This window comes from Mesorhizobium sp. 43Arga, assembly GCF_053714255.1.
Genome location: NZ_JBSKBO010000001.1, coordinates 678,683 through 697,580, shown reverse-complemented (window position 1 = coordinate 697,580; position 18,898 = coordinate 678,683). Strand labels below are relative to the sequence as shown.

The following is an 18,898-nucleotide window of genomic DNA, read 5'->3' as shown; positions in this document are numbered from 1 at the left end:
ATTGCCGATCAGCCGCGCAGCAGCCTCTCCACTTCAGCGGCAATCCGCAGCAGATGCCGGTCATGGCCGTTGCGCGCGACCAGCATCAGTCCTGCCGGCAGCGCCATGCCGGGCATCGGCAGCGATATCGCGCAGAGGTCGAACTGGTTCGCCACCTGCGTGTTGCGCAGCAGCAGGCCTTCGACGCGGTCGCGCAGCTCGGCATCCCCCGCCAGGGAAACGATGGTCGGCGCCATCACCGGCGTGGTTGGCAAGGCCAGCACATCGACCGATGCCAGCCGCTCGTCCATGGCGGCAACGAGCGCGCTGCGGCGGCGCAGGGCCCTGATATAGACGGGCGCGGGCAGCGCCGCCGCCCGCGACAAAGGCCCGCTGACTTGCGGGTCGACCGGCACCGATGCACCTGTCGCCAGCCAGTCGGCATGCACTTCGGCCCCTTCCATGGCAGCGATCGAGCCACGCTTGGTGGCGGTCCTGAACTCCGCGATCATGTCGTCGATCACCAGATCGGCAACGCGCGCGCCGGCCTGCTCGATCCTGCCGAGACAACGCTCGAACGCCGCGGCAACTTCACCTTCCGTGTCGCCAAAAAGAACGCCGCGCGGCACACCAACCCGAAGTCCCGCGAGCGATATGGCCGCCAGCTCGGTCGGCGCCTCGCTAGCCATCACCGCGTCTGTGGCGGCACATTGCGCCACGGTTCGGGCAAGCGGCCCGATCGAGTCCAGAGTGCCCGACAGCGGAAAGGCGCCGGTCAGCGGCACCCGCCGCGCTGTAGGCTTGAAACCGATGACGCCATTCAGCGATGCCGGAATGCGGATTGACCCGCCGGTATCGGATCCGATCGAGATGTCGCTCGTCCCCTCACCGACGGAAACACCGGCGCCGGAGGACGAACCACCGGGAATACGGCTGGCGTCGACGGCGTTGCCTGGCGTACCGTAGTGCATGTTGTCGCCGATCGCCGTGAAGGCGAATTCTGTCATATTGGTCTTACCGATGATAACAGCGCCGGCTTGCCGAAGCCGGTTGACAATAGCGGCATCGCGGAGCGCAGGTGCTGCGGTCGCGCGCATCAGCGAGCCAGCCGTGGTTGGTTCGCCGGCAACATCGAACAGATCCTTGATCGAGACGATGACGCCGTCGAGCGGCCCGAGCGTCACGCCGGCTCGGCCGCGGGCATCGCTGGCGTCAGCGGCAGCCCGCGCGGCCTCGGCATAGAGCTTGGTGAAGACCTTTTCATCGGCCGCACGGCTGGCAAGACGTGACAGGATGATTTCGAGACGGTCGCGGATGGATTGCATGTCGATGTCGGACTCCGCAAGGATGCAACGTCTTTTAGGCAAGCGGTCGATGGGCTTGCGGAAGGGATAACCCGGCCAGCGTGCCTTTGCACCTGCCAGCGATGGGAAGATACTGATGCTGTACAAAGGCAGTTGCCACTGCGGCAAGGTCGCCTTCCAATTCAAGGCGGAACTGACGGGCGCCGTGCGGTGCAATTGTTCGATCTGCTCGCGCAAGGGCGCGCTCTTGTGCGCCATCCCGCATGGGGACCTGACGGTCCTGGCCTGGGGCGACGATCTGGGCACTTATACATTCGGAAACCATGCCATGGCGCACCGCTTCTGCCGCACCTGCGGCATCCATCCTTTCGCCGAGGATGTCAGGGAAGGCGGTGAGCGTAGCGCCTATATCAACCTCAACTGCGTCGCCGACATCGACCCGTCCACCTTGTCGATCTTCGACTTCGACGGGCGTTCGGCCTGAGGCGATTCCCGATTGCTCTACCGATACCCCGTTGCATCGGCGGGCTTGCCGGCGTCCTGAACCTCCGGCACATAGCGCCAGGCATCGGGCCGCGAGCCGTCGAGATCGGTAAAGCCGTAGACCTGCGCCAGCCCGCCGCTGGACAACGACTGCCCGTTCCAGCGCGAGCGGTCCGTGTCCGCCGCCAACGCAGCAACCGCGCGCCCAACGAAACGCGGCGTCTCCGAAATGACGAAATGCGGCACCTTCACCGTGGCATCGCGCCAATTCTCCTCGCGCACCCCAAAGGCCTCCAGCATCATCTCCGACCGCAGCCAGCCTGGCGTCAAAGAGACGGAGGTGGCACCGTGCTTTGCAAGGTCCTTGGCGTGAGCCCACGCCATGCGGTTCACCGCGACCTTGGCAAGGTCGTAGAAGGGCGACAGGCGGTAGTGCTCGGCATTGTATTCGGCCGTGCCGTCGGTGACTTCCACCAGCAGTCCGCCCGGCTGCTCGATCAAGAGCGGTAGCGCATGGTGGGCGGTGATCAAATGGGTGTCGATGGCCAGACGCAGCATACGCAAGCCGTTGTCCAGATTGTGCTCCCAGACCGGCTTGTCCCATTCGAACAGCTTTTCACCGCCCCAGATGTCGTTGACCAGTATGTCGAGGCGGCCCTGTTCTTTGCGGATGCGCTCGATGAGCCCGCGCACGTCATCGGCCACGAGATGATCGACCTGGACGGCGATGCCGCTGCCACCGTTCGCCGTGACCAACTCCGCCGTCTCCTCGATTGTTTCGGGCCGGGAATATTCGGATTGCTGGGCACGTATGCTTCGCCCCGTGACATAGACCGTTGCGCCGGCAGCGCCGAGCTCGACCGCTATGCCGCGTCCGGCACCCCGTGTGCCACCGGCGACCAGGGCAACTTTTCCTTGCAACGTCATTGAACTCTCCCAGGAACGGCACCATCGATGAAATCCGAGCTGGCTTACGCCGCGCGTATCATATATAAATGATCATTCGGTTATGTCAGGATGTCAAGATGACCCGACCCAAAACCCAGACCGACGAACAGGTGCTGGAAGCTGCATTGCGATTGATCCACGAGCATGGCCCGGAAGCGCTCACGTTCGAGCGCCTCGCAAAAGCCTGTGGCCTCTCGGGCGCAACCCTGGTGCAGCGCTTCGGGAACAAGGCGCGGTTGAAGCAGCGCACCTTGCTGCATGCCTGGGATGCTCTTGACGACAAGACCAGGACGCTGGCGGCCGCTGTTCCAAGAACGTCGGCCGGCGCGATCGAATTGCTGGTGGCGCTGTCGCAAGGCTATGGCGGGATCGAATCCTATGCCGAGGGCCTGCTCGTCCTGCGCGAGGATCTGCGTGACCCCATGCTCAGGACGCGCGGCGCCGCCTGGAAGACAGCCCTGTGCAATGCGCTCGCGGCTTGTTTTGCCGGAACGCCTAGCCCACCGCAGGATATCGGCCTGCTGATCGCGTCGCATTGGCAGGGATCGTTGCTGTGGTGGAGTTTCGATCCGACGATCGAAGTCGCCATCTACGTCGAGGACAGCCTCAACCGCTTCGTTGCCGCCATGACGACGGCAGCGGCCCGAAAACCATGATGGTTCCCGAGCCGCCGGATGGGCGGAGATGAGCCTATTCGGCCTGCTTCGGGCCGCGCATGAACACCACGATGGCCGCCAGCAGCGTTGCGATGCCGCAATAGGCGAAGGCGCTGGCCACGCCGGCATGATCGACCAGCAGGCCGCCGAAGACGGCGCCCAGCGCAATCGCCACCTGGAAGGTCGCCACCATCAAGCCGCCGGCGCTTTCAGCCTGGTCGGGCGCCGCCCGCACCAGCCAGCTCTGCAGCCCGACCGGCACCGCGCCGAAGGCAAAGCCCCAGGCGGCGACTGCAGCCGCCGCGATCGTCGGCGAGGCGCCGAAGATCAGCATGGAGGCGGCCGCCAGGGCGATCAGCAGGGGTGCCAGCGCCACAGCTATCTTGAGGTTGCGTTCGGCCAGGAAGCCGCCAGCGATATTGCCGAAGAAACCGCCAATGCCATAGGCCAGAAGCACCAATGAGATCGTCTCGATGGGGAGCACCGGCACTTTTTCGAGGAAGGGGCGCACATAGGTGAAGCCAGCAAAGTGCCCCGACGCAACCAGCAGCACGACCAGCAAGGCCACGCGAATCGACGGCCGCTCCAGCACGTCGAGCAAGGTGCGGAAACTCGCGACACCCACCGGCGGCAGCTTCGGAATGGTGGCCAGTTGCACCAGCAGCGCCAGCGCACCGACGATGGTCGCGATCATGAACGCCGTGCGCCAGCCCCAGATGTCGCCGACATAGGCGCCGACAGGGGCGGCGGTGACCGTGGCCAGCGAAACGCCGGTCAGGATGATCGACATGGCGCGTGGCATCAGCCGCATCGGCACCAGCCGCAGCGCCATGGCCGCCGACATTGCCCAGAAGCCGCCCAGCGCCACGCCGAGCGCGACACGGGCCAACAGAAGCATGGGCAGCGACGCGGCAAAAGTGGCGAGAAGATTGGACAGGATGAGGAACGAGGTCAGCATCCACATCACCAGCCTGCGGTCCATGCGCCTTGTGATGATCGCCATGGTGGGTGCGGCAATGGCGCCGATGATGGCGGTTGCGGTCACCGCCTGACCCGCGACACCCTCGGTAACGCCGAGGTCGTGCGCCATCGGCGTCAGCAGGCTGGCGGGCAGGAATTCGGCGGTGACGAGACCGAAAACGCCAAGTGCCAGCGAAACCACGGCGCCCCAGGCCGGCTCGGTTCGTTCATCGGTGTCTGCGGGGTTCAGAAGTGCGGCGTCGATGACATCAGTTGAGGGTTCGGCCATGGTCAGTCTCCGATCTGTTTGCAGCGCCACATGGGGAATGACCGTCCTGGGATTGCACCCGTTCCATGCCTTGCGTCACGACTTGGCTGTGGGGCCGGTCTGCGATTTGTTTGCGGCGCAACATTTGGCTGCAGTGCAACATAGGGAGTGACGCCCTGGAGTTTCCATGCTAGAAACACCATTATGCTTGACCATTCGTCCAAAATTCCAATCACCGGCGACCCGCTGACGGACATATTGCGCGGCCTGCGCCTCGATGGTGTCGAGTATGGCCGCTGCGAGATGAAAGAGCCCTGGGGCATCCAGTTTCCGGCTCAACCAGGGGCACGGTTTCACTTCATCGGCCGCAAGGGCTGCTGGCTGAAGCAGCCGTCCGGCGAATGGGTTGAACTCAATGCCGGCGATGCGGTGCTGCTGCCGCGCGGAGAGGCCCATGTGCTGGCCAGCGAACCCGGTGCGAAGGCCTGGCCGATCCATGGCTACGAGCTCGAGGAAGTCTGCAAGGATGTCTATTGCACGTCGAACGCGGCGATGTGCGACAAGCATTGTCAGCCGGGAACGCTGCTGTTTTGCGCTGCGATGTACTTTAACCTCGACGGCTTGCATCCGCTGCTCGGCATGATGCCGGACGTGATGCGCTCGCATGAGCTGGAAGCCTATGAGCCGGGCATTCCGCATCTGCTGGAATCCATGGCGCGCGAAGTTACGATGGAGCGCGTCGGCTCCGGCGGCATTCTGGCGCGGCTGGCCGATGTTCTTGCCGCCACCGTCATCCGCTCATGGGTCGAACGCGGCTGCGGAGATTCCTCCGGATGGATCGCCGCGGTCCGGGACCGCGACATCGGCCGCGTATTGGCCGCCATCCATCTCGAACCCGACCATGAGTGGACGGTCGAGTCACTGGCCCGGATGATGGGCGCCTCGCGCTCGGGCTTTGCCGAGCGTTTCGCCACGATCGTCGGCGAAACGCCGGCAAGATATGTCACCCAGGTCAGGATGCATCAGGCTCGGCAATGGCTGGTCCGCGACCGCATGAAGATCTCGGTCGTCGCCGCACGCCTCGGCTATGAATCGGACGCCGCCTTCAGCCGTGCCTTCAAGCGCGTCATCGGTTCGGCGCCCAGCCATCTGCGCGCCGAGGAGCAGGCCGACATCCGCCGGGCCGGGTAGCCATCTCGGTCGTGACGGACTGGCGATTCCACGCTAGAACCCGGGCATGGATTTCACATCATCCGAGGGTGTCTCGCCGGCTTCAGGCGGTCCGCTGACCGACATGCTGCGAGGATTGCGGCTTGATGGCGTCGATTATGGCCGCTGCGAACTTGGCGAGCCTTGGGCCGTGCTCTTTCCAGTCCAGGAGGCGGCGCGGTTCCACTTCATCGGCCGGCACCGATGCTGGCTGTTTTCGCCGTCCCGGCAATGGTTGGAGCTGAAAGCCGGCGATGCGCTTCTGTTGCCGCGTGGATGCATGACGATGCCTGCCTGTCCGACACGGAGTGCGTGATCTTGCTGATCAACGACACGCCCTAAGAGACCTACTTGGCGAAGTAACCGGGCGCTCTATCCGGCGTGCCGCAAGCTGACACCGCTGCCCTTGTCGAACAGCACCACCTTGTCCGGGTTCCAGGCAAAGCGCACGGGCTGCTCGATAGCGACATCGGTCCTTGCCGGCACCGTGGCGCGCAGCGTCGTGTCGCCGACACGCAGCGTCAGGATTTTTTCGACGCCATGGTTCTCGACATCATGGACGCGCGCTTCGACCGGCGCGCCGCTCTCGAGATAGACGTCTTCCGGACGGATGCCGAAGACGAGCGGCCGACCGTCGGACGCTCCACTCGCCTTGGCTCCCCCTGAAAAAGGCAGTTCGAAATTCAACGGCGCCATCACCGCGCGGCCGTTCAGCAGCTTGCCGTCTATGAGGTTCATCGGCGGCGAGCCGACGAAACTCGCCACATAGGTGTCGCGCGGATTGTTGTAGATCTCGTGCGGCGTGCCGGTCTGGACGATGCGACCGTGGTTCAAGACGCCGACCTTGTCGCCCATCGACATCGCCTCGATCTGGTCGTGGGTAACGAACAGGAAGGTCGCGCCGAGCTGAATCTGCAGGTTCTTCAGTTCCGTGCGCAGCGCCTCGCGCAGCTTGGCGTCGAGCGCCGACAGCGGCTCGTCCATCAGGAATACGCGCGGCTTGCGCACGATGGCGCGGCCGATCGAGACGCGCTGCATTTCGCCGCCAGACAGTCGGTCCGTCTTGCGGTCGAGCAGATGCTCGATCCGCAGCGTACGGGCCGCACGGTCGACGCGGTCCTTGATCTCGGCGTCGGGCAGCCTGCGGATCTTCGGCTTGAGCGGAAACTCGAGATTCTCGCGCACCGTGTAGCGCGGATAGAGCGAGTATTGCTGCAGCACCAACGCCACGTCGCGCTCGGCCGCGCTCCAATCGGCAACGTCGACGCCGTCGATGAGGACCTGGCCTTCGCTGGGTTTCTCGAGGCCTGCGATCAGCCGCAGCGTCGTCGTCTTGCCGGCACCCGTCTCGCCCAGCAGCACGAAGAACTCGCCATCGGCGATGTCGAGGTTGAGGCTTGTCAGCGCGGTGTGGCCACCGAACTTCTTGGTGATGTTCTTCAGTTCGATATGGGCCATTACAGCCTCACCCCCAATGACTTGCCGCTTGCCGTATCGAAGAAATGTGCCTGCTCTGGATCGATGCGGACATGGACCCCCTCGCCGGGACCGGCGACATAGCCGGCCTTGGTGCGGGCGCGCAGCATCTTGGAGCCGACCTTGAGGTCGACAACGTCGAAGGAGCCGAGCGGCTCGATGATATGCGCCTCAACCGGCATGTAGCCGGGCGCGGCATCGCGCCGGACGAGCACGCCCTCGGGCCGGACACCCAGCGTCAGCCCGCCATTGGCGGCGTGGCCGTTGAGCTTGGACAAGAGCTCACGCGGGAACTCGAAACCCGCAGGCGCATCGCCGATCGTGACAGTGGCGGCGCTGGCCGCTTCGGCAACGCTCGCGTCGGCGACGTTCATCACCGGACTGCCGACGAATTGGGCCACGAACAGATTGGCGGGGTGCGAATAGACCTCGTCCGGCGTGCCGACCTGCTGGATGAAGCCCTCATGCATGATGACGATGCGGTCGGCGAGACTCATTGCCTCGATCTGATCGTGGGTGACGTAGATCGTGGTCGATCCCTGCTTGATGTGCAGCCGCTTGATCTCGGCCCGCATCTCCTCGCGCAGCTTGGCGTCGAGCGCACCGATCGGCTCATCCATCAGCATCGCCTTCGGACGCCGCACCAGCGCGCGGCCGATCGCGACGCGCTGCATGTCGCCGCCGGAGAGCGCCGACGGCTTCTTGCCGAGCAGGTCGGTGATGCGCAGGACCCGGGCTACCTCGCGAACCGACTTATCGACCTCGTCGCTGCCCATGCGCGTTGCGCGCAACGGAAAGGCGATGTTCTCGAACACCGTCATGTGTGGGTAGAGCGAGAACGACTGGAACACCATTGCGATGTCGCGGTCGGCGGCCTTGAGGTGCTGCACCGGCTTGCCATCGATCAGGATGTCGCCCTGGTCGATCGTCTCGAGCCCCGCAATCGCGCGCAGCGTCGTCGTCTTGCCGCAGCCGGACTGGCCGAGCAGCACGATGAACTCGTTGTCGGCGATAGCAAGGTTCAGATTGTGGATGACCTGAACGGCGCCGAAGAATTTCTCGATCCCGCGAAGTTCGATCTGCGTCACTGCTGGCTCCCCCCATGCACCGTGGCGCCGGTTTCCTCCGCGCGCTCCGGCGCAATTTTGGAGGTGATGTTGAAGCCGATCAGCCCGATCAGGACGATCGTCACGCCATAGGAATGCAGGCCAAGGCTCCATGGTTGGCAGAGCGCGACGATGCCCAGCACCATGAGTACCTGTGAAGCCGGCAAAAGATACTTCTCATTGACCACGCGAAAACTCATTTGCGGATCGCTCCGAAGGTCACGCCGCGAAGCAGATGGTTGCGCAGCAGGAAGGTGAAGATGGCGACCGGTAACAGGAACAGGAAGGTGCCCGCCGCGATCGTGGTCCAGTCCGGTAGACCGGAACCGATCTGGCTGGGGATGAAGGGCGGCGCGGTTTGCGCACGCCGGTTGGTCATGATCAGCGCGAAGGCATACTCGTTCCAGGCGGTGATGAAGCAGAAGACGGCGGTGGCGGCGATGCCGGTGGCAGCCTCCGGCAGCACGATCTTGAAGAAGGCCTGCATCCGCGTGTAGCCGTCGACCAGCGCCGCCTCCTCATATTCCTTCGGGATCTCGTCCATGAAGCCCTTCATCAGCCAGACCGAGAAGGACAGGTTGAAGGCGACGTAGAGAATGATCAGCCCGATATGCGAATCGTTGAGGCCGACCAGCCGGTACATCAGGAACATCGGGATCGCCACAACCACCGGCGGCAGCATGCGTGTCGATAGGATGAAGAACAGCAGGTCCGCCTCACCGGCGATCTTGAAACGCGAGAAGCCGTAGGCGGTGAAGGTCCCCATACCGACGGCGAGTACCGTGCTGATGATCGCCACGATCAGGCTGTTCATAAACCGGTTGGGATACTGCGAAAGCTGCACGTCCTTGCCGACCTTCAGCACCCGCTCGCCGCCATCATAGATGCGCTTCTCCCACCAAGGCGCGGCTTCGTAGACTTGCGGGTCGACGGCCTTCTGCATCTGCACACGCTTGGTGAACAGACGGATGAACGGCGTGACCTCCGGCTGGAACAGCACGGTGGGCGGCACGGTGATTGCCAGTTCCTTCGGCTTGAACGCCGTCGAGGCGATCCAGTAGATCGGCGCCAGGAAGATCAGCGTCGCGATCAGCACCGAGACGATGGCGACACGGTTGAGCGCGATTTCGCTGCCTGTACGAACTGCCGCCATCTCAACGCTCCTTCACCTTGTTGAGGTACTTGACGTAAAGGTTGGTGATGGCCAGCACCATGATCAGCACGATATAGGCCAGTGCGCAGGACTTGCCGGTGTCCCACTGCTGGAAGGCCTGCTTGTAGAGCCGGATCGCAATGAGTTCGGCGGTCGGCTGGGTCGTCATCGTGTAGGCGATGTCGAAGGTCTTGAAGGCTTCCATGGTGCGGAAGATCAGCGCGATCAAAAGGATTGGCGAGACCAGCGGCAAGGTGATGCGGGTGAAGGTGTACCACCAACCGGCGCGGTCGATCGCGGCGGCCTCGTAGAGATGCGGCGGCACGGCAGAGAGGCCAGCAAGCGAGAGCAGCATGACGAACGGCGACCACATCCAGATGTCGGTGATCGCGACGGCGTAAAGAGCGCTGTCGGGATTGGACAGCCATGCAAAGTCGCCAAGGCCGAAGACATAGTTGATCGGACCCCAGGACGGACTGTAGAGCAGCTGCCAGAACAGGCCGACAACGGCCGCCGACATCATCATCGGCAACAGCAAGAGCGTGGTGATCAAGCCCTTCATCGGAAAGCTGCGGTTGAGCAGAAGGGCGAGGCCGAAGCCGACGATCATCTGGCCGGCCACGGAGACGATGACGTATTTCGCCGTGATGACGAAATTCGACCAGATATGATCGTCGCTGAGCAACTCGCGGTAGTTCTGCAACCCGACGAACTGCCAGGGTTCGCTCCGGTTTGCTGCAAAGTTCGTGAATGAATAGCCCAGCGAATAGATCAACGGAAAGATGTTGAAAACGATCAGGAACGCCAGCGTTGGGATGATGAACATGTTGCGGATGGTCAGATCCGACCAGCCGCGCGCGGCGGCCCTGGAAGCAGGATCGAGATGGGTGAGGGCAACCGAAGCCAACGAGTGTCTCCCTGAAAACAGAAATGCCGGAGGGAAATCCTCCTCCGGCATTCTGGCTGTGATGCTTACTTGTAACGATTGTACTTGGTGAACGTCGCCTTCCAGTCGGCGGCGGTTTTGTCGAGCGCTTCCTGGGCGGTACCCTTTCCGCCGACCACGAACGGATAGATGTTCTGGTTCAGCTGATCGAGCACTTCGGCGTATTCAGGCGTCGCCCAGAAGTCCTTGACCATGAACATCGTGTCGTAGAACGCCTTGTTGTAAGGCGTGGCCTTCTGAAAGGCATCCGACTTCAGCACGGCCTGGCTGCAGGTGTAGCCGCCGAGTTGTGCCCACTTCTTCTGGGTCTCGTCCTTGATGAACCACTCGAGGAACTTCATCGCCTCGTCCTTGTTCTTCGAATACGAGACGACCGAAACGCCCTGGCCGCCGAGAGCGGCGAAGCGCTTTCCGTCCGGGCCGGCCGGGTTGGCGAAGAAGCCCGTCACATCGGCGTAGGGGTTGGTGGCCTTGTTCACCAACGGCGGGAAGAAGGCGAAGAAGTTCATGCTCATCGCGGCGAGGCCGCCGGTGATTGCCTGGTTGTCCTCCACGAAGAAGGTCTTTCCCCAGCCGGGAGGCGTGAACTTGTAGAGATCCTTGTACATTTCGAGGCCGGCGGCGGCCTGTTTCGAATTGGTGATGCCGTCGACCTTGTAACTTGCATAGTCGCCGAGATCGCCGCCGTAGCTGAAGATGGCGCTTTCGACGCCCATCGCCATCGCGTCATAGGAATTGTCGGTGTAGATGGCGACGCCGTATCGCTTCTGGTCCGGACGATAGAAGAACTCGGCGATGTCGCGCAACTGCGCATAGGTTTTCGGCACATCGAGGTCGTAACCGTACTTCGCCTTGAACGCTTCCTTCTCCTTCGGGTCCTCGAACCAGTCCTTACGATAGGACCAGCCGATCGCATCCCCTTCCAGCGGAATCGCCCAGTATTTGCCGGAACCGCCAGGGTATTCGGCGTAATACTTGATGGTCGCGGGCGCCATCACGTCGGTGAGCTTGTGCTGGTTGAAGAAGTCGGTCAGGTCGACATAATGGCCCTGCGTCGAACCGGCGCCCAGCCATTGTGAGTCACCGACGACCAGATCGTAAGCGTCGCCATGCGCGTTGAACTCGGTGAAGGCCTTGGTCTGGAAATCGGGCCATGGCGTGGTCTGCACCGTGACCTTCACACCGGTCTCGGCCGTGTAGTCGTTGACGAGTTCCTGCAGATAGTTAGCAGGATCCCATTCCGCCCAGAAAATGGTGAGTTCCTTGTCCTGCGCGTGGACGGATGTTCCGTAGGCAAGCGTCAGGCCGATACCAGCAAGCACGCTGGTCATTATCTTGCGCATAATGTTCCTCCCTGGTGCGCATTCTACCCTTGTCATGCGAGCCGGCAGCTTGGTCGGCCCTGGTAGCTCCTCCGATGACGGCAATTTCCCGGTTTAGGGCCTCCTCGCCCTGCCGGAAAATGGATCGCAGCCCTCACTTTCGATCCGCTTTATCGCTCGTAATCTGGTATTACCAATTCTAGATAGACGTCAAGTTCTTTCTTGAGCGATCAAGGGTGGCACGACAAGCCGCCCGGCGCAGCATCTGTCTGTTTTCCCTTGTTTTTCCTACTCCTTGATATGAAGTGACCTTGTTTCCGGCTCCGCATCGCCATTAAGATCAGCATCTGACTCAACTATCTGGTCGAACCAGATAATGTCATCCTGCACTTGGCGTCATCTCTCCACCGACCGCCGATTCCGCCACCGCCGCGCGCACCAGGGCGCCTGCCGCCCATTGCGCGACAGACCGCGTCCCGCGGCTGTCCAGGCCCCATATATCCTTGAGCACGATCAGCACCTCGACGCCGAAGATCAACGACAGCGCCTGCACCAGGCGCTTGAAGTCGCGCGGCGGCAAATGGCCCTTGAGCGGCGCGATCGCCTGCTGCAGCAAATCGACGCGATGACCGCGCCTAAAGGCCGGCTCACCGCCCAGCGTGCCGGCCTGGCGTTGCGCCCATTGATCGAGCGAGAGTTTCAGCGCCGCCTTGAACGTTGCCTCAAAAGCCTCGATGCGCGGCATGGCCGTGTCGAACAGTTCCGCCACCCGGCGTTCGGCGTCCGCCGAGGTCGATTGCCAGGTCAGGATCGGACCAAGACCCTCGTCTACGACAGCCTGCACCAGTGCCGCCTGGCTGGGGAAATAGCGATAGGCGGTGGCGCGGGAAACTTCCGCCGCTTCCGCCACCTCGCTGACCGATGGCGTGACGCCCGCCTGCATCAGCCGAGTCGCCGTCTCCAGCATCAGCCGTTTCGTGCGCGCCCTGGGTCCACGTTCGGCGGCCTGGCCGCTTCCCCGGTCGGTGTGACCGCTTGCAGTGGATCGTTGACGTGAGACATCCATGTCAATATGATACGCGCGTCTCAAAAATTTGCAATGACCTTGGAAGGCGCCAATGAAGCGCATCTATGTGGTGGGCACTGCGGACACCAAGGGTGAGGAGCTCGCTTTCCTGGCCGATGCGATTGCCGCCACGGGCGCCAATGTTTGCCGCGTCGATGTCGGAACGCGCGACGCAACGATCCCGGTCGATATTGCCGCGAAGGAAATCGCCGGCCACCATCCGCGCGGCCACACAGCGGTGCTCCGCGGCGATGACCGTGGCGCCGCGGTGGCCGCCATGGGCGTCGCTTTCACCCGCTTCGTTCAGTCGCGAAACGACATCGCCGCCATGATCGGCATTGGCGGCGGCGGCGGCACGTCGATCATCACGGCGGGGATGCGCGCATTGCCGCTCGGCCTGCCGAAAATCATGGTCTCGACGCTCGCCTCCGGTGACACGGCTCCCTATGTCGATGTCTCCGACATCATCATGATGCCATCGGTGACCGACATGGCCGGACTGAACCGGCTCTCCCGCGTCGTCCTGCACAATGCCGCCCAGGCGATAGCGGGCATGGCGGCAAGGCCGGCGCCGCCGCCCGACGGCAAGCCGTCCATCGGATTGACCATGTTCGGTGTCACCACACCCTGCGTGACGGCAATCGCCGACCAGCTTCGCACCGCGTATGACTGCATGGTCTTCCACGCCACCGGCACCGGCGGCCGCAGCATGGAAAAGCTGGCCGACAGCGGCCTGCTGTCCGGCGTCGTCGACATCACCACGACAGAGGTCTGCGACCTGTTGTTCGGCGGCGTGCTGCCGGCAACGCAGGATCGCTTCGGCGCGATCGCCCGCACCGGCCTGCCCTATATCGGCTCGGTCGGCGCGCTTGACATGGTCAATTTCTGGGCGCCTTCGACCATTCCGGAACGCTATCGCGGACGGCTGTTTTACGAGCACAATCCCAACGTCACGCTGCTGCGCACAAGCGCAGACGAATGCCGCGCGATCGGCGAGTGGATCGGCACCAGGCTCGCCCTCTGCGAGGGGCCGGTGCACTTCCTGATCCCGGAGAAAGGCGTCTCGGCGCTCGACATCGAGGGCGGCGCCTTCTTCGATCGAGAGGCCGACGCCGTCCTTTTCGAAGCCATCGAGCGCACGATCAAGCCGAATGCCAATCGTCGCGTCACGCGCTTGCCCCTGCATATCAACGACCCCGAATTCGCCAAGGTCGCGGTCGCGGCTTTTCTCGACATCGCCAGACACTGAGGTCCAAATATATGCCCGCCATACCGCGCAAGGACATATTGAAGAAATTCCGGGGAATGATCGACAAGGGCGTGCCGATCGTCGGCGGTGGTGCCGGTACCGGTCTGTCGGCCAAGGCCGAGGAGGCCGGCGGCATCGACCTGATAATCATCTACAATTCCGGTCGCTACCGCATGGCCGGGCGCGGTTCGGCCGCCGGCCTGCTCGCCTATGGCAATGCCAACGAGATCGTCAAGGAAATGGCCTATGAGGTGCTGCCGGTGGTCAGGCACACGCCGGTGCTGGCCGGCGTCAACGGCACGGATCCGTTCGTCATCATGCCACTGCTGCTTTCCGAACTGAAGACGATGGGCTTTTCCGGCGTGCAGAATTTTCCGACCATAGGCCTGTTCGACGGCTTCATGCGCCAGAGTTTCGAGGAAACCGGCATGGGCTTCGGGCTCGAGGTCGACATGATCGCCGAGGCGAACAAGCTCGACCTCTTGACCACGCCCTATGTCTTCAACCCCGACGAGGCGCGCGCCATGACCAAAGCCGGCGCCGACATCGTCGTTGCCCATATGGGCGTGACGACAGGCGGCTCGATCGGCGCCACCTCGGCCAAGTCGCTCGACGATTGCGTCGTTGCGATCGACGCCATCGCTGATGCCGCACGCTCGGTGCGCAAGGACGTCGTCCTGCTCTGCCATGGCGGCCCGATCTCGATGCCGGACGATGCCCGTTACATTCTGTCTCGCGCCAAGGGCCTGCATGGCTTCTATGGCGCGAGCTCGATGGAGCGGCTGCCGGCGGAAGCGGCGATCGCCAGGCAGACGGCCGATTTCAAGGCGGTGCCGCTCGATGGTGAGAAGACCAGGCCGAAGAAAAAGAAGGGATAAGACCATGACCGACAAGAGCAAGGTGTTCGTCTATCCGAAGGACGTCAGCGCCTTCGGCTTCGATTGGGGCCGACTGGCTCTGACGGTCGCTCCGGAAGTTAACGGCGCCACCCGCTTTTCCGGCGGTGTCGTCGACCTGCCTTCAGGCCAGGGCCACACCCGCCACAACCATCCGGGCGCCGAGGAAATCATCTTCGTCATCTCCGGCCATGGCGAGCAGATGGTCGAGGACGAGAAGGGCAATCCGGTGGTCGCGAAGGTCGGCCCCGGCTGCACCATCTATGTGCCGGAGAGCCGCTTCCATTCGACGCTGAATACGGGCGACGGGCCGATGCAGCTCTTCGTCGTCTACTCGCCCGCCGGCCCGGAACTGGCGTTACGGGATCTGCCGGATTTCAGGCTGCTGCCGGCGGGGCAGTGATCTTCCTCCCGTCCCTTCGGTTGGGGAGGCCCCTCGTCCACCTTCTCCCGTGGGGGAGAAGAAGAGAGCGCCAGCGCTGGCACCTCCTCTCCCCTCGGGGAGAGGTCGGATTGCCCCGAATTGCGCTTGCAATTCGGTTGGCAATCCGGGTGAGGGGGAGCGCCGTTCGCGCTAAGCCACCCCGCCCCTGTTCCATCCGCGGCCGCGATCGCCAAACATCACATAGCCGGTGTCGGTCACTGCAAGCGTGTCCTCCAGCTTGATGAAGCCGCGCGTCGGATGAAGCATGGTCGTCTCGACCGACAGCACCATGTTCTTTTCCAATGGCTTTGCCGCATAGGTGCCTTCATAGGCCACCGGGTGGTTGGTCATCAGGAAAGGCGCCTCATGCGTAATCAAGCCCATGCCGTGCGCGAAGAAATCCGTATAGGACGCAACCTTCGAAGTCTTTAGCGCACCCTCGGCGTACGAAATCATGTCGCCGCCCAGCGTGCCGGCTTTCACCTTGGAGAACGCTGCCTGCTGCACCGTCTCGACCTCGGCCAGCAGGTCCTCGAGTTCGGCATCTGGCTCGCCCAGAATGCCCATGCGGCAGAGGTCGCCGATATAGCCGTGATAGTTGCCGCCGGAATCGATCGACAGCACCTCACCCTTCTGCCACGCCTGCGGCGAGGCGGCGCGGTTGTGGCTGGAGCCCAGCGTCAGCAGACAATATTCGAAATGCGCGCCACGATTGGTCTCCTCGCGCCGCAGTTGCTCGATCATCTCGGCCTTGGTCGTTCCTTCGCGCGCCCAGGCAATGGTTGCCAGCATGGAATCGGTGATCAGCTCGGAGGCGGTGCGCAGCTTCTCCAGCTCGGCGTCGGTCTTGATGGCGCGCATGCGCTCCAGCATGTCGGTCGCGTCGATCAGCCTGGCGTCCGGCAACGCCTTGCGGATCAGCGTGTAGGCGTCCGACGGCAGGAAGCCCGGCTCGATGCCGATGCGCGCACCCGCCTTGCCGATCTTTTGCAGATGTTCGACGGCAAGGTTGGCGGCATCGAGCGTGCCCCAGCAGGCGGCATGCAGAGTCGGCGTCCAGAACGGGTTGTTCTGATGCTCGCCGCCTTCCATGCGGTTGCCGATATAGGCCGCGTGATCCGGTCCACCTTTTTCGTACACGACGATGGGCAGGTAGCGGCTGTGGCCAATCGCGTCCATGGCGGCGAAGAAGATGAACTTGTAGCCGCCCAGCAGATACTGCGTGTTATGCTTGGAGGTCGCGAGCAGCACATCGATGCCGGCCTCCTCCATCAGCCGGTCGACCCTTGCCTGGTCGAACGGGATATTGCTGACGGCATTCTTGCCCGGCGCGATGTTCATCTTCTCTCTCCCTGAATTTGCCTGGGATCGATGCTGTTTGCGCTCCCAATCCCTTGGCTATGGATCAAATCTGCACCATTTTTCCCGCTCTGGTCTAGCCAGAAATGTGCCAATGGCGCGGCTTAGCGGGTCACCAACGCGTCTTCTGTCGCATATCCGTCAAATCTGGTCCTACCAGATAGATGGAATTGAACCCGCTCTCTTGAACTGGTCCAGCGGACGAAAATTTCAAAGCCAAGCCAGGATGCGCCAATTCCGTCTCTGGCGAAACCCATGACAAGGCCCATAATCGCCGCCGCAAGGATGCCGATGCCGGCATCCGAGGGGTGTTGTCGCGCCGATCGGGTCGCGCAGAGGACGGAGTTCGATCATGTCAGGTTACACGATTTCCAGACGCAAGATGCTTGCCGGCTCGGCGATGCTGCTGGTCTCCACGGCCATGCCGACCTTGGGCTGGGCGCAGACGCCGAAGAAGGGCGGCCGGCTGGTGCTCGCCGCCGATTCCGAGCCGCGCAACCTCAACCCGGCAATCGTCGCCTCCAACGGCGTCTTCTTCATCTCCAGCAAGATCGTCGAGACGCTGGCCGAAGCCTCCTTCGACGGCAAGGACGGGCTCGCACCACGCCTGGCGCTGAGCTGGGAAGGTGCCGCCGACGGGTTGTCGGCGACGTTCAAGCTGCGCGACGGCGTCAAATGGCATGACGGCAAGCCGTTCACCTCGGCGGACGTCGCCTTCTCGGCGCTGCAGATCTGGAAACCGCTGCAGAATCTCGGCCGCACCGTGTTCAAGGATCTGGCCAGCGTCGACACGCCCGACGATCTCACCGCGGTGTTCAAATTCGCCAAGCCGACGCCGTTCCAGCTGATCCGCAACGCCCTGCCGGCGCTGAGCAGCGTCGTGCCGAAGCACGTCTACGAGGTCGGCAAGATCGAGGACAACCCGGCCAACACCGCGCCGATCGGCACCGGCCCGTTCAAGTTCGGCGAGTACAAGGCCGGCCAGTATTACCGGCTGACGAAGAACACCGACTATTGGGGCAAGGACGAACCCTATCTCGACGAGATCATCTACCAGGTGCTGCCCGACCGCACGTCCGCAGCCAGCGCGCTTGAAGCCGAGGAGATCCAGCTCGCCGCCTTCTCCGCCGTGCCGCTGGCCGACCTCGACCGCATCTCCAAGGTACCCGGCCTTAAGGTGATCACGAAGGGCTATGAGGGGCTGACCTACCAGCTCGTCGTCGAGATCAACCACCGCCGCAAGGAACTGGCCGATTTGAAAGTGCGCCAGGCGATCGCGCACGCCATCGACAAGGACTTCGTCGTCAAGACGGTATTCCTCGGCTATGCCGCGACCGCTACCGGCCCTGTGCCGAAGAACGATCCGCAATTCTACACCGCCGATGTGCCGACCTATGCCTTCGACGTCGGCAAGGCCAACGCGCTGCTCGACGAGGCCGGCTACAAGAAAGGCGGTGACGGCAAGCGCTTCTCGCTCAAACTCTTGCCGGCGCCCTATTTCAACGAGACCAAGCAGTTCGGCGACTATCTGCGCCAGGCGCTCGCGGCCATCGGCATCGACGCGCAGCTGGTCAACAACGACTCCGCCGCGCATATAAAGGCGGTCTACACCGACCACGCCTTCGACCTCGCCGTCGGTCCGCCGGTGTTCCGCGGCGACCCGGCGATCTCGACCACCATCCTGGTGCAGAGCGGCATTCCCGACGGCGTGCCGTTCTCCAACCAGGGCGGCTACAAGAACGACGCTCTCGACGCGCTGATCGCCAAGGCGTCCGAGACGCTCGACACGAAGGCCCGCACCGACCTCTACAAGGAGTTCCAAAAGGAGGTGGCCGCCGACCTGCCGCTGATCAACGTCGCCGAATGGAGTTTCATCAGCGTCGCGCGCGATACGGTCGGCAATATCGCCAACAATCCGCGCTGGGCGGTGTCGAACTGGGCGGACACGTATCTGGCGGGCTAGTGTAGTCTCAAGGCTTGCGCATCGTGTAGTCGGGTGCTCAGCTTCCACAGTGAGAGTTCCTTCGCGCCCCCCTCTGTCCTGCCGGACATCTCCCCCACAAGGGGGGAGATTGGCAGTTCTTGCGCCTCGCT

General features: G+C 63.0%; 18 protein-coding genes and 1 pseudogene. 8 read left to right on the top strand and 11 right to left on the bottom strand.

What is annotated here, in order from left to right; translation table 11 throughout:
* Window positions 1-8 precede the first annotated feature (8 nt).
* Window positions 9-1,304: an amidase gene (locus ACWGS8_RS03455; protein WP_454579606.1), complete on the bottom strand. Its 1,296-nt coding sequence runs from the start codon at window positions 1,302-1,304 to the stop codon at window positions 9-11.
* Window positions 1,305-1,419: 115 nt separating this feature from the next.
* Here ACWGS8_RS03455 and ACWGS8_RS03450 point away from each other — a divergent pair, with 115 nt between their 5' ends.
* The gene (locus ACWGS8_RS03450) at window positions 1,420-1,767 is read left to right on the top strand and encodes a GFA family protein (RefSeq protein WP_454579605.1); all 348 of its coding nucleotides are present in this window, start codon (window positions 1,420-1,422) and stop codon (window positions 1,765-1,767) included.
* A 17-nt stretch (window positions 1,768-1,784) separates the two neighbouring features.
* Here the strand turns inward: ACWGS8_RS03450 and ACWGS8_RS03445 are convergent, their stop codons facing one another.
* Window positions 1,785-2,693, bottom strand: coding sequence for an SDR family oxidoreductase (locus ACWGS8_RS03445; RefSeq protein WP_454579604.1), 909 nt, complete (start codon window positions 2,691-2,693; stop codon window positions 1,785-1,787).
* Between the two features lie 98 nt (window positions 2,694-2,791).
* On the opposite strand from ACWGS8_RS03445, the gene ACWGS8_RS03440 reads away from it, so the two are divergent.
* Window positions 2,792-3,370, top strand: coding sequence for a TetR/AcrR family transcriptional regulator (locus tag ACWGS8_RS03440; protein WP_454579603.1), 579 nt, complete (start codon window positions 2,792-2,794; stop codon window positions 3,368-3,370).
* 34 nt (window positions 3,371-3,404) lie between these two features.
* Here ACWGS8_RS03440 and ACWGS8_RS03435 read toward each other — a convergent pair whose 3' ends face one another.
* Window positions 3,405-4,619, bottom strand: a complete 1,215-nt coding sequence (locus ACWGS8_RS03435) for an MFS transporter (protein WP_454579602.1) — start codon at window positions 4,617-4,619, stop codon at window positions 3,405-3,407.
* A 183-nt stretch (window positions 4,620-4,802) separates the two neighbouring features.
* Between ACWGS8_RS03435 and ACWGS8_RS03430 the strand changes: the two genes are divergently transcribed.
* Together ACWGS8_RS03430 and ACWGS8_RS03425 are read left to right on the top strand one after the other, a co-directional pair.
* The gene (locus ACWGS8_RS03430) at window positions 4,803-5,789 is read left to right on the top strand and encodes an AraC family transcriptional regulator (protein ID WP_454579601.1); all 987 of its coding nucleotides are present in this window, start codon (window positions 4,803-4,805) and stop codon (window positions 5,787-5,789) included.
* A gap of 2 nt (window positions 5,790-5,791) precedes the next feature.
* Window positions 5,792-6,084, top strand: a pseudogene (locus ACWGS8_RS03425) (cupin domain-containing protein); the annotation flags it as partial.
* Between the two features lie 95 nt (window positions 6,085-6,179).
* Here ACWGS8_RS03425 and ACWGS8_RS03420 read toward each other — a convergent pair.
* The 7 genes from ACWGS8_RS03420 to ACWGS8_RS03390 all read right to left on the bottom strand — a co-directional run bounded on the left by ACWGS8_RS03420 (window position 6,180) and on the right by ACWGS8_RS03390 (window position 12,876).
* Window positions 6,180-7,265, bottom strand: a complete 1,086-nt coding sequence (locus ACWGS8_RS03420; protein ID WP_454579600.1) for an ABC transporter ATP-binding protein — start codon at window positions 7,263-7,265, stop codon at window positions 6,180-6,182.
* Window positions 7,265-8,371 carry an ABC transporter ATP-binding protein gene (locus ACWGS8_RS03415; protein WP_454579599.1) on the bottom strand — a complete coding sequence of 369 codons (1,107 nt, stop codon included), beginning with the start codon at window positions 8,369-8,371 and terminating at the stop codon, window positions 7,265-7,267. The genes ACWGS8_RS03420 and ACWGS8_RS03415 overlap by 1 nt, the downstream gene beginning before the upstream one ends.
* A complete protein-coding gene (locus ACWGS8_RS03410; protein ID WP_454579598.1) occupies window positions 8,368-8,589 on the bottom strand; it encodes a hypothetical protein in 222 nt (73 codons plus the stop codon). Before ACWGS8_RS03410 ends, ACWGS8_RS03415 begins: the two co-directional genes overlap by 4 nt.
* Window positions 8,586-9,542 carry a carbohydrate ABC transporter permease gene (locus ACWGS8_RS03405; protein WP_454579597.1) on the bottom strand — a complete coding sequence of 319 codons (957 nt, stop codon included), beginning with the start codon at window positions 9,540-9,542 and terminating at the stop codon, window positions 8,586-8,588. The genes ACWGS8_RS03410 and ACWGS8_RS03405 overlap by 4 nt, the downstream gene beginning before the upstream one ends.
* Window position 9,543: 1 nt before the next feature.
* Complete coding sequence (locus ACWGS8_RS03400) at window positions 9,544-10,449, bottom strand: carbohydrate ABC transporter permease (protein ID WP_454579596.1); 906 nt, start codon at window positions 10,447-10,449, stop codon at window positions 9,544-9,546.
* Window positions 10,450-10,514: 65 nt separating this feature from the next.
* Window positions 10,515-11,831, bottom strand: a complete 1,317-nt coding sequence (locus ACWGS8_RS03395; protein WP_454579595.1) for an extracellular solute-binding protein — start codon at window positions 11,829-11,831, stop codon at window positions 10,515-10,517.
* A gap of 358 nt (window positions 11,832-12,189) precedes the next feature.
* The gene (locus tag ACWGS8_RS03390; RefSeq protein ID WP_454579594.1) at window positions 12,190-12,876 is read right to left on the bottom strand and encodes a TetR/AcrR family transcriptional regulator; all 687 of its coding nucleotides are present in this window, start codon (window positions 12,874-12,876) and stop codon (window positions 12,190-12,192) included.
* Window positions 12,877-12,928: 52 nt separating this feature from the next.
* On the opposite strand from ACWGS8_RS03390, the gene ACWGS8_RS03385 reads away from it, so the two are divergent.
* From ACWGS8_RS03385 to ACWGS8_RS03375, 3 genes are read left to right on the top strand one after another with little or no spacing between them, the layout of a single operon-like run.
* Window positions 12,929-14,125: a Tm-1-like ATP-binding domain-containing protein gene (locus ACWGS8_RS03385; RefSeq protein ID WP_454579593.1), complete on the top strand. Its 1,197-nt coding sequence runs from the start codon at window positions 12,929-12,931 to the stop codon at window positions 14,123-14,125.
* An 11-nt stretch (window positions 14,126-14,136) separates the two neighbouring features.
* Window positions 14,137-15,003 (top strand): phosphoenolpyruvate hydrolase family protein, encoded by an 867-nt coding sequence (locus tag ACWGS8_RS03380; RefSeq protein ID WP_454579592.1) that lies wholly within the window; start codon window positions 14,137-14,139, stop codon window positions 15,001-15,003.
* Window positions 15,004-15,007: 4 nt separating this feature from the next.
* Complete coding sequence (locus ACWGS8_RS03375) at window positions 15,008-15,424, top strand: cupin domain-containing protein (protein ID WP_454579591.1); 417 nt, start codon at window positions 15,008-15,010, stop codon at window positions 15,422-15,424.
* Between the two features lie 171 nt (window positions 15,425-15,595).
* Here ACWGS8_RS03375 and ACWGS8_RS03370 read toward each other — a convergent pair whose 3' ends face one another.
* The gene (locus ACWGS8_RS03370; protein WP_454579590.1) at window positions 15,596-16,786 is read right to left on the bottom strand and encodes a M24 family metallopeptidase; all 1,191 of its coding nucleotides are present in this window, start codon (window positions 16,784-16,786) and stop codon (window positions 15,596-15,598) included.
* A gap of 370 nt (window positions 16,787-17,156) precedes the next feature.
* Between ACWGS8_RS03370 and ACWGS8_RS03365 the strand changes: the two genes are divergently transcribed.
* On the top strand, window positions 17,157-18,767 hold the full coding sequence (locus ACWGS8_RS03365) for an ABC transporter substrate-binding protein (RefSeq protein WP_454579589.1): 1,611 nt from the start codon (window positions 17,157-17,159) through the stop codon (window positions 18,765-18,767).
* The last annotated feature ends 131 nt before the right edge of the window (window positions 18,768-18,898 follow it).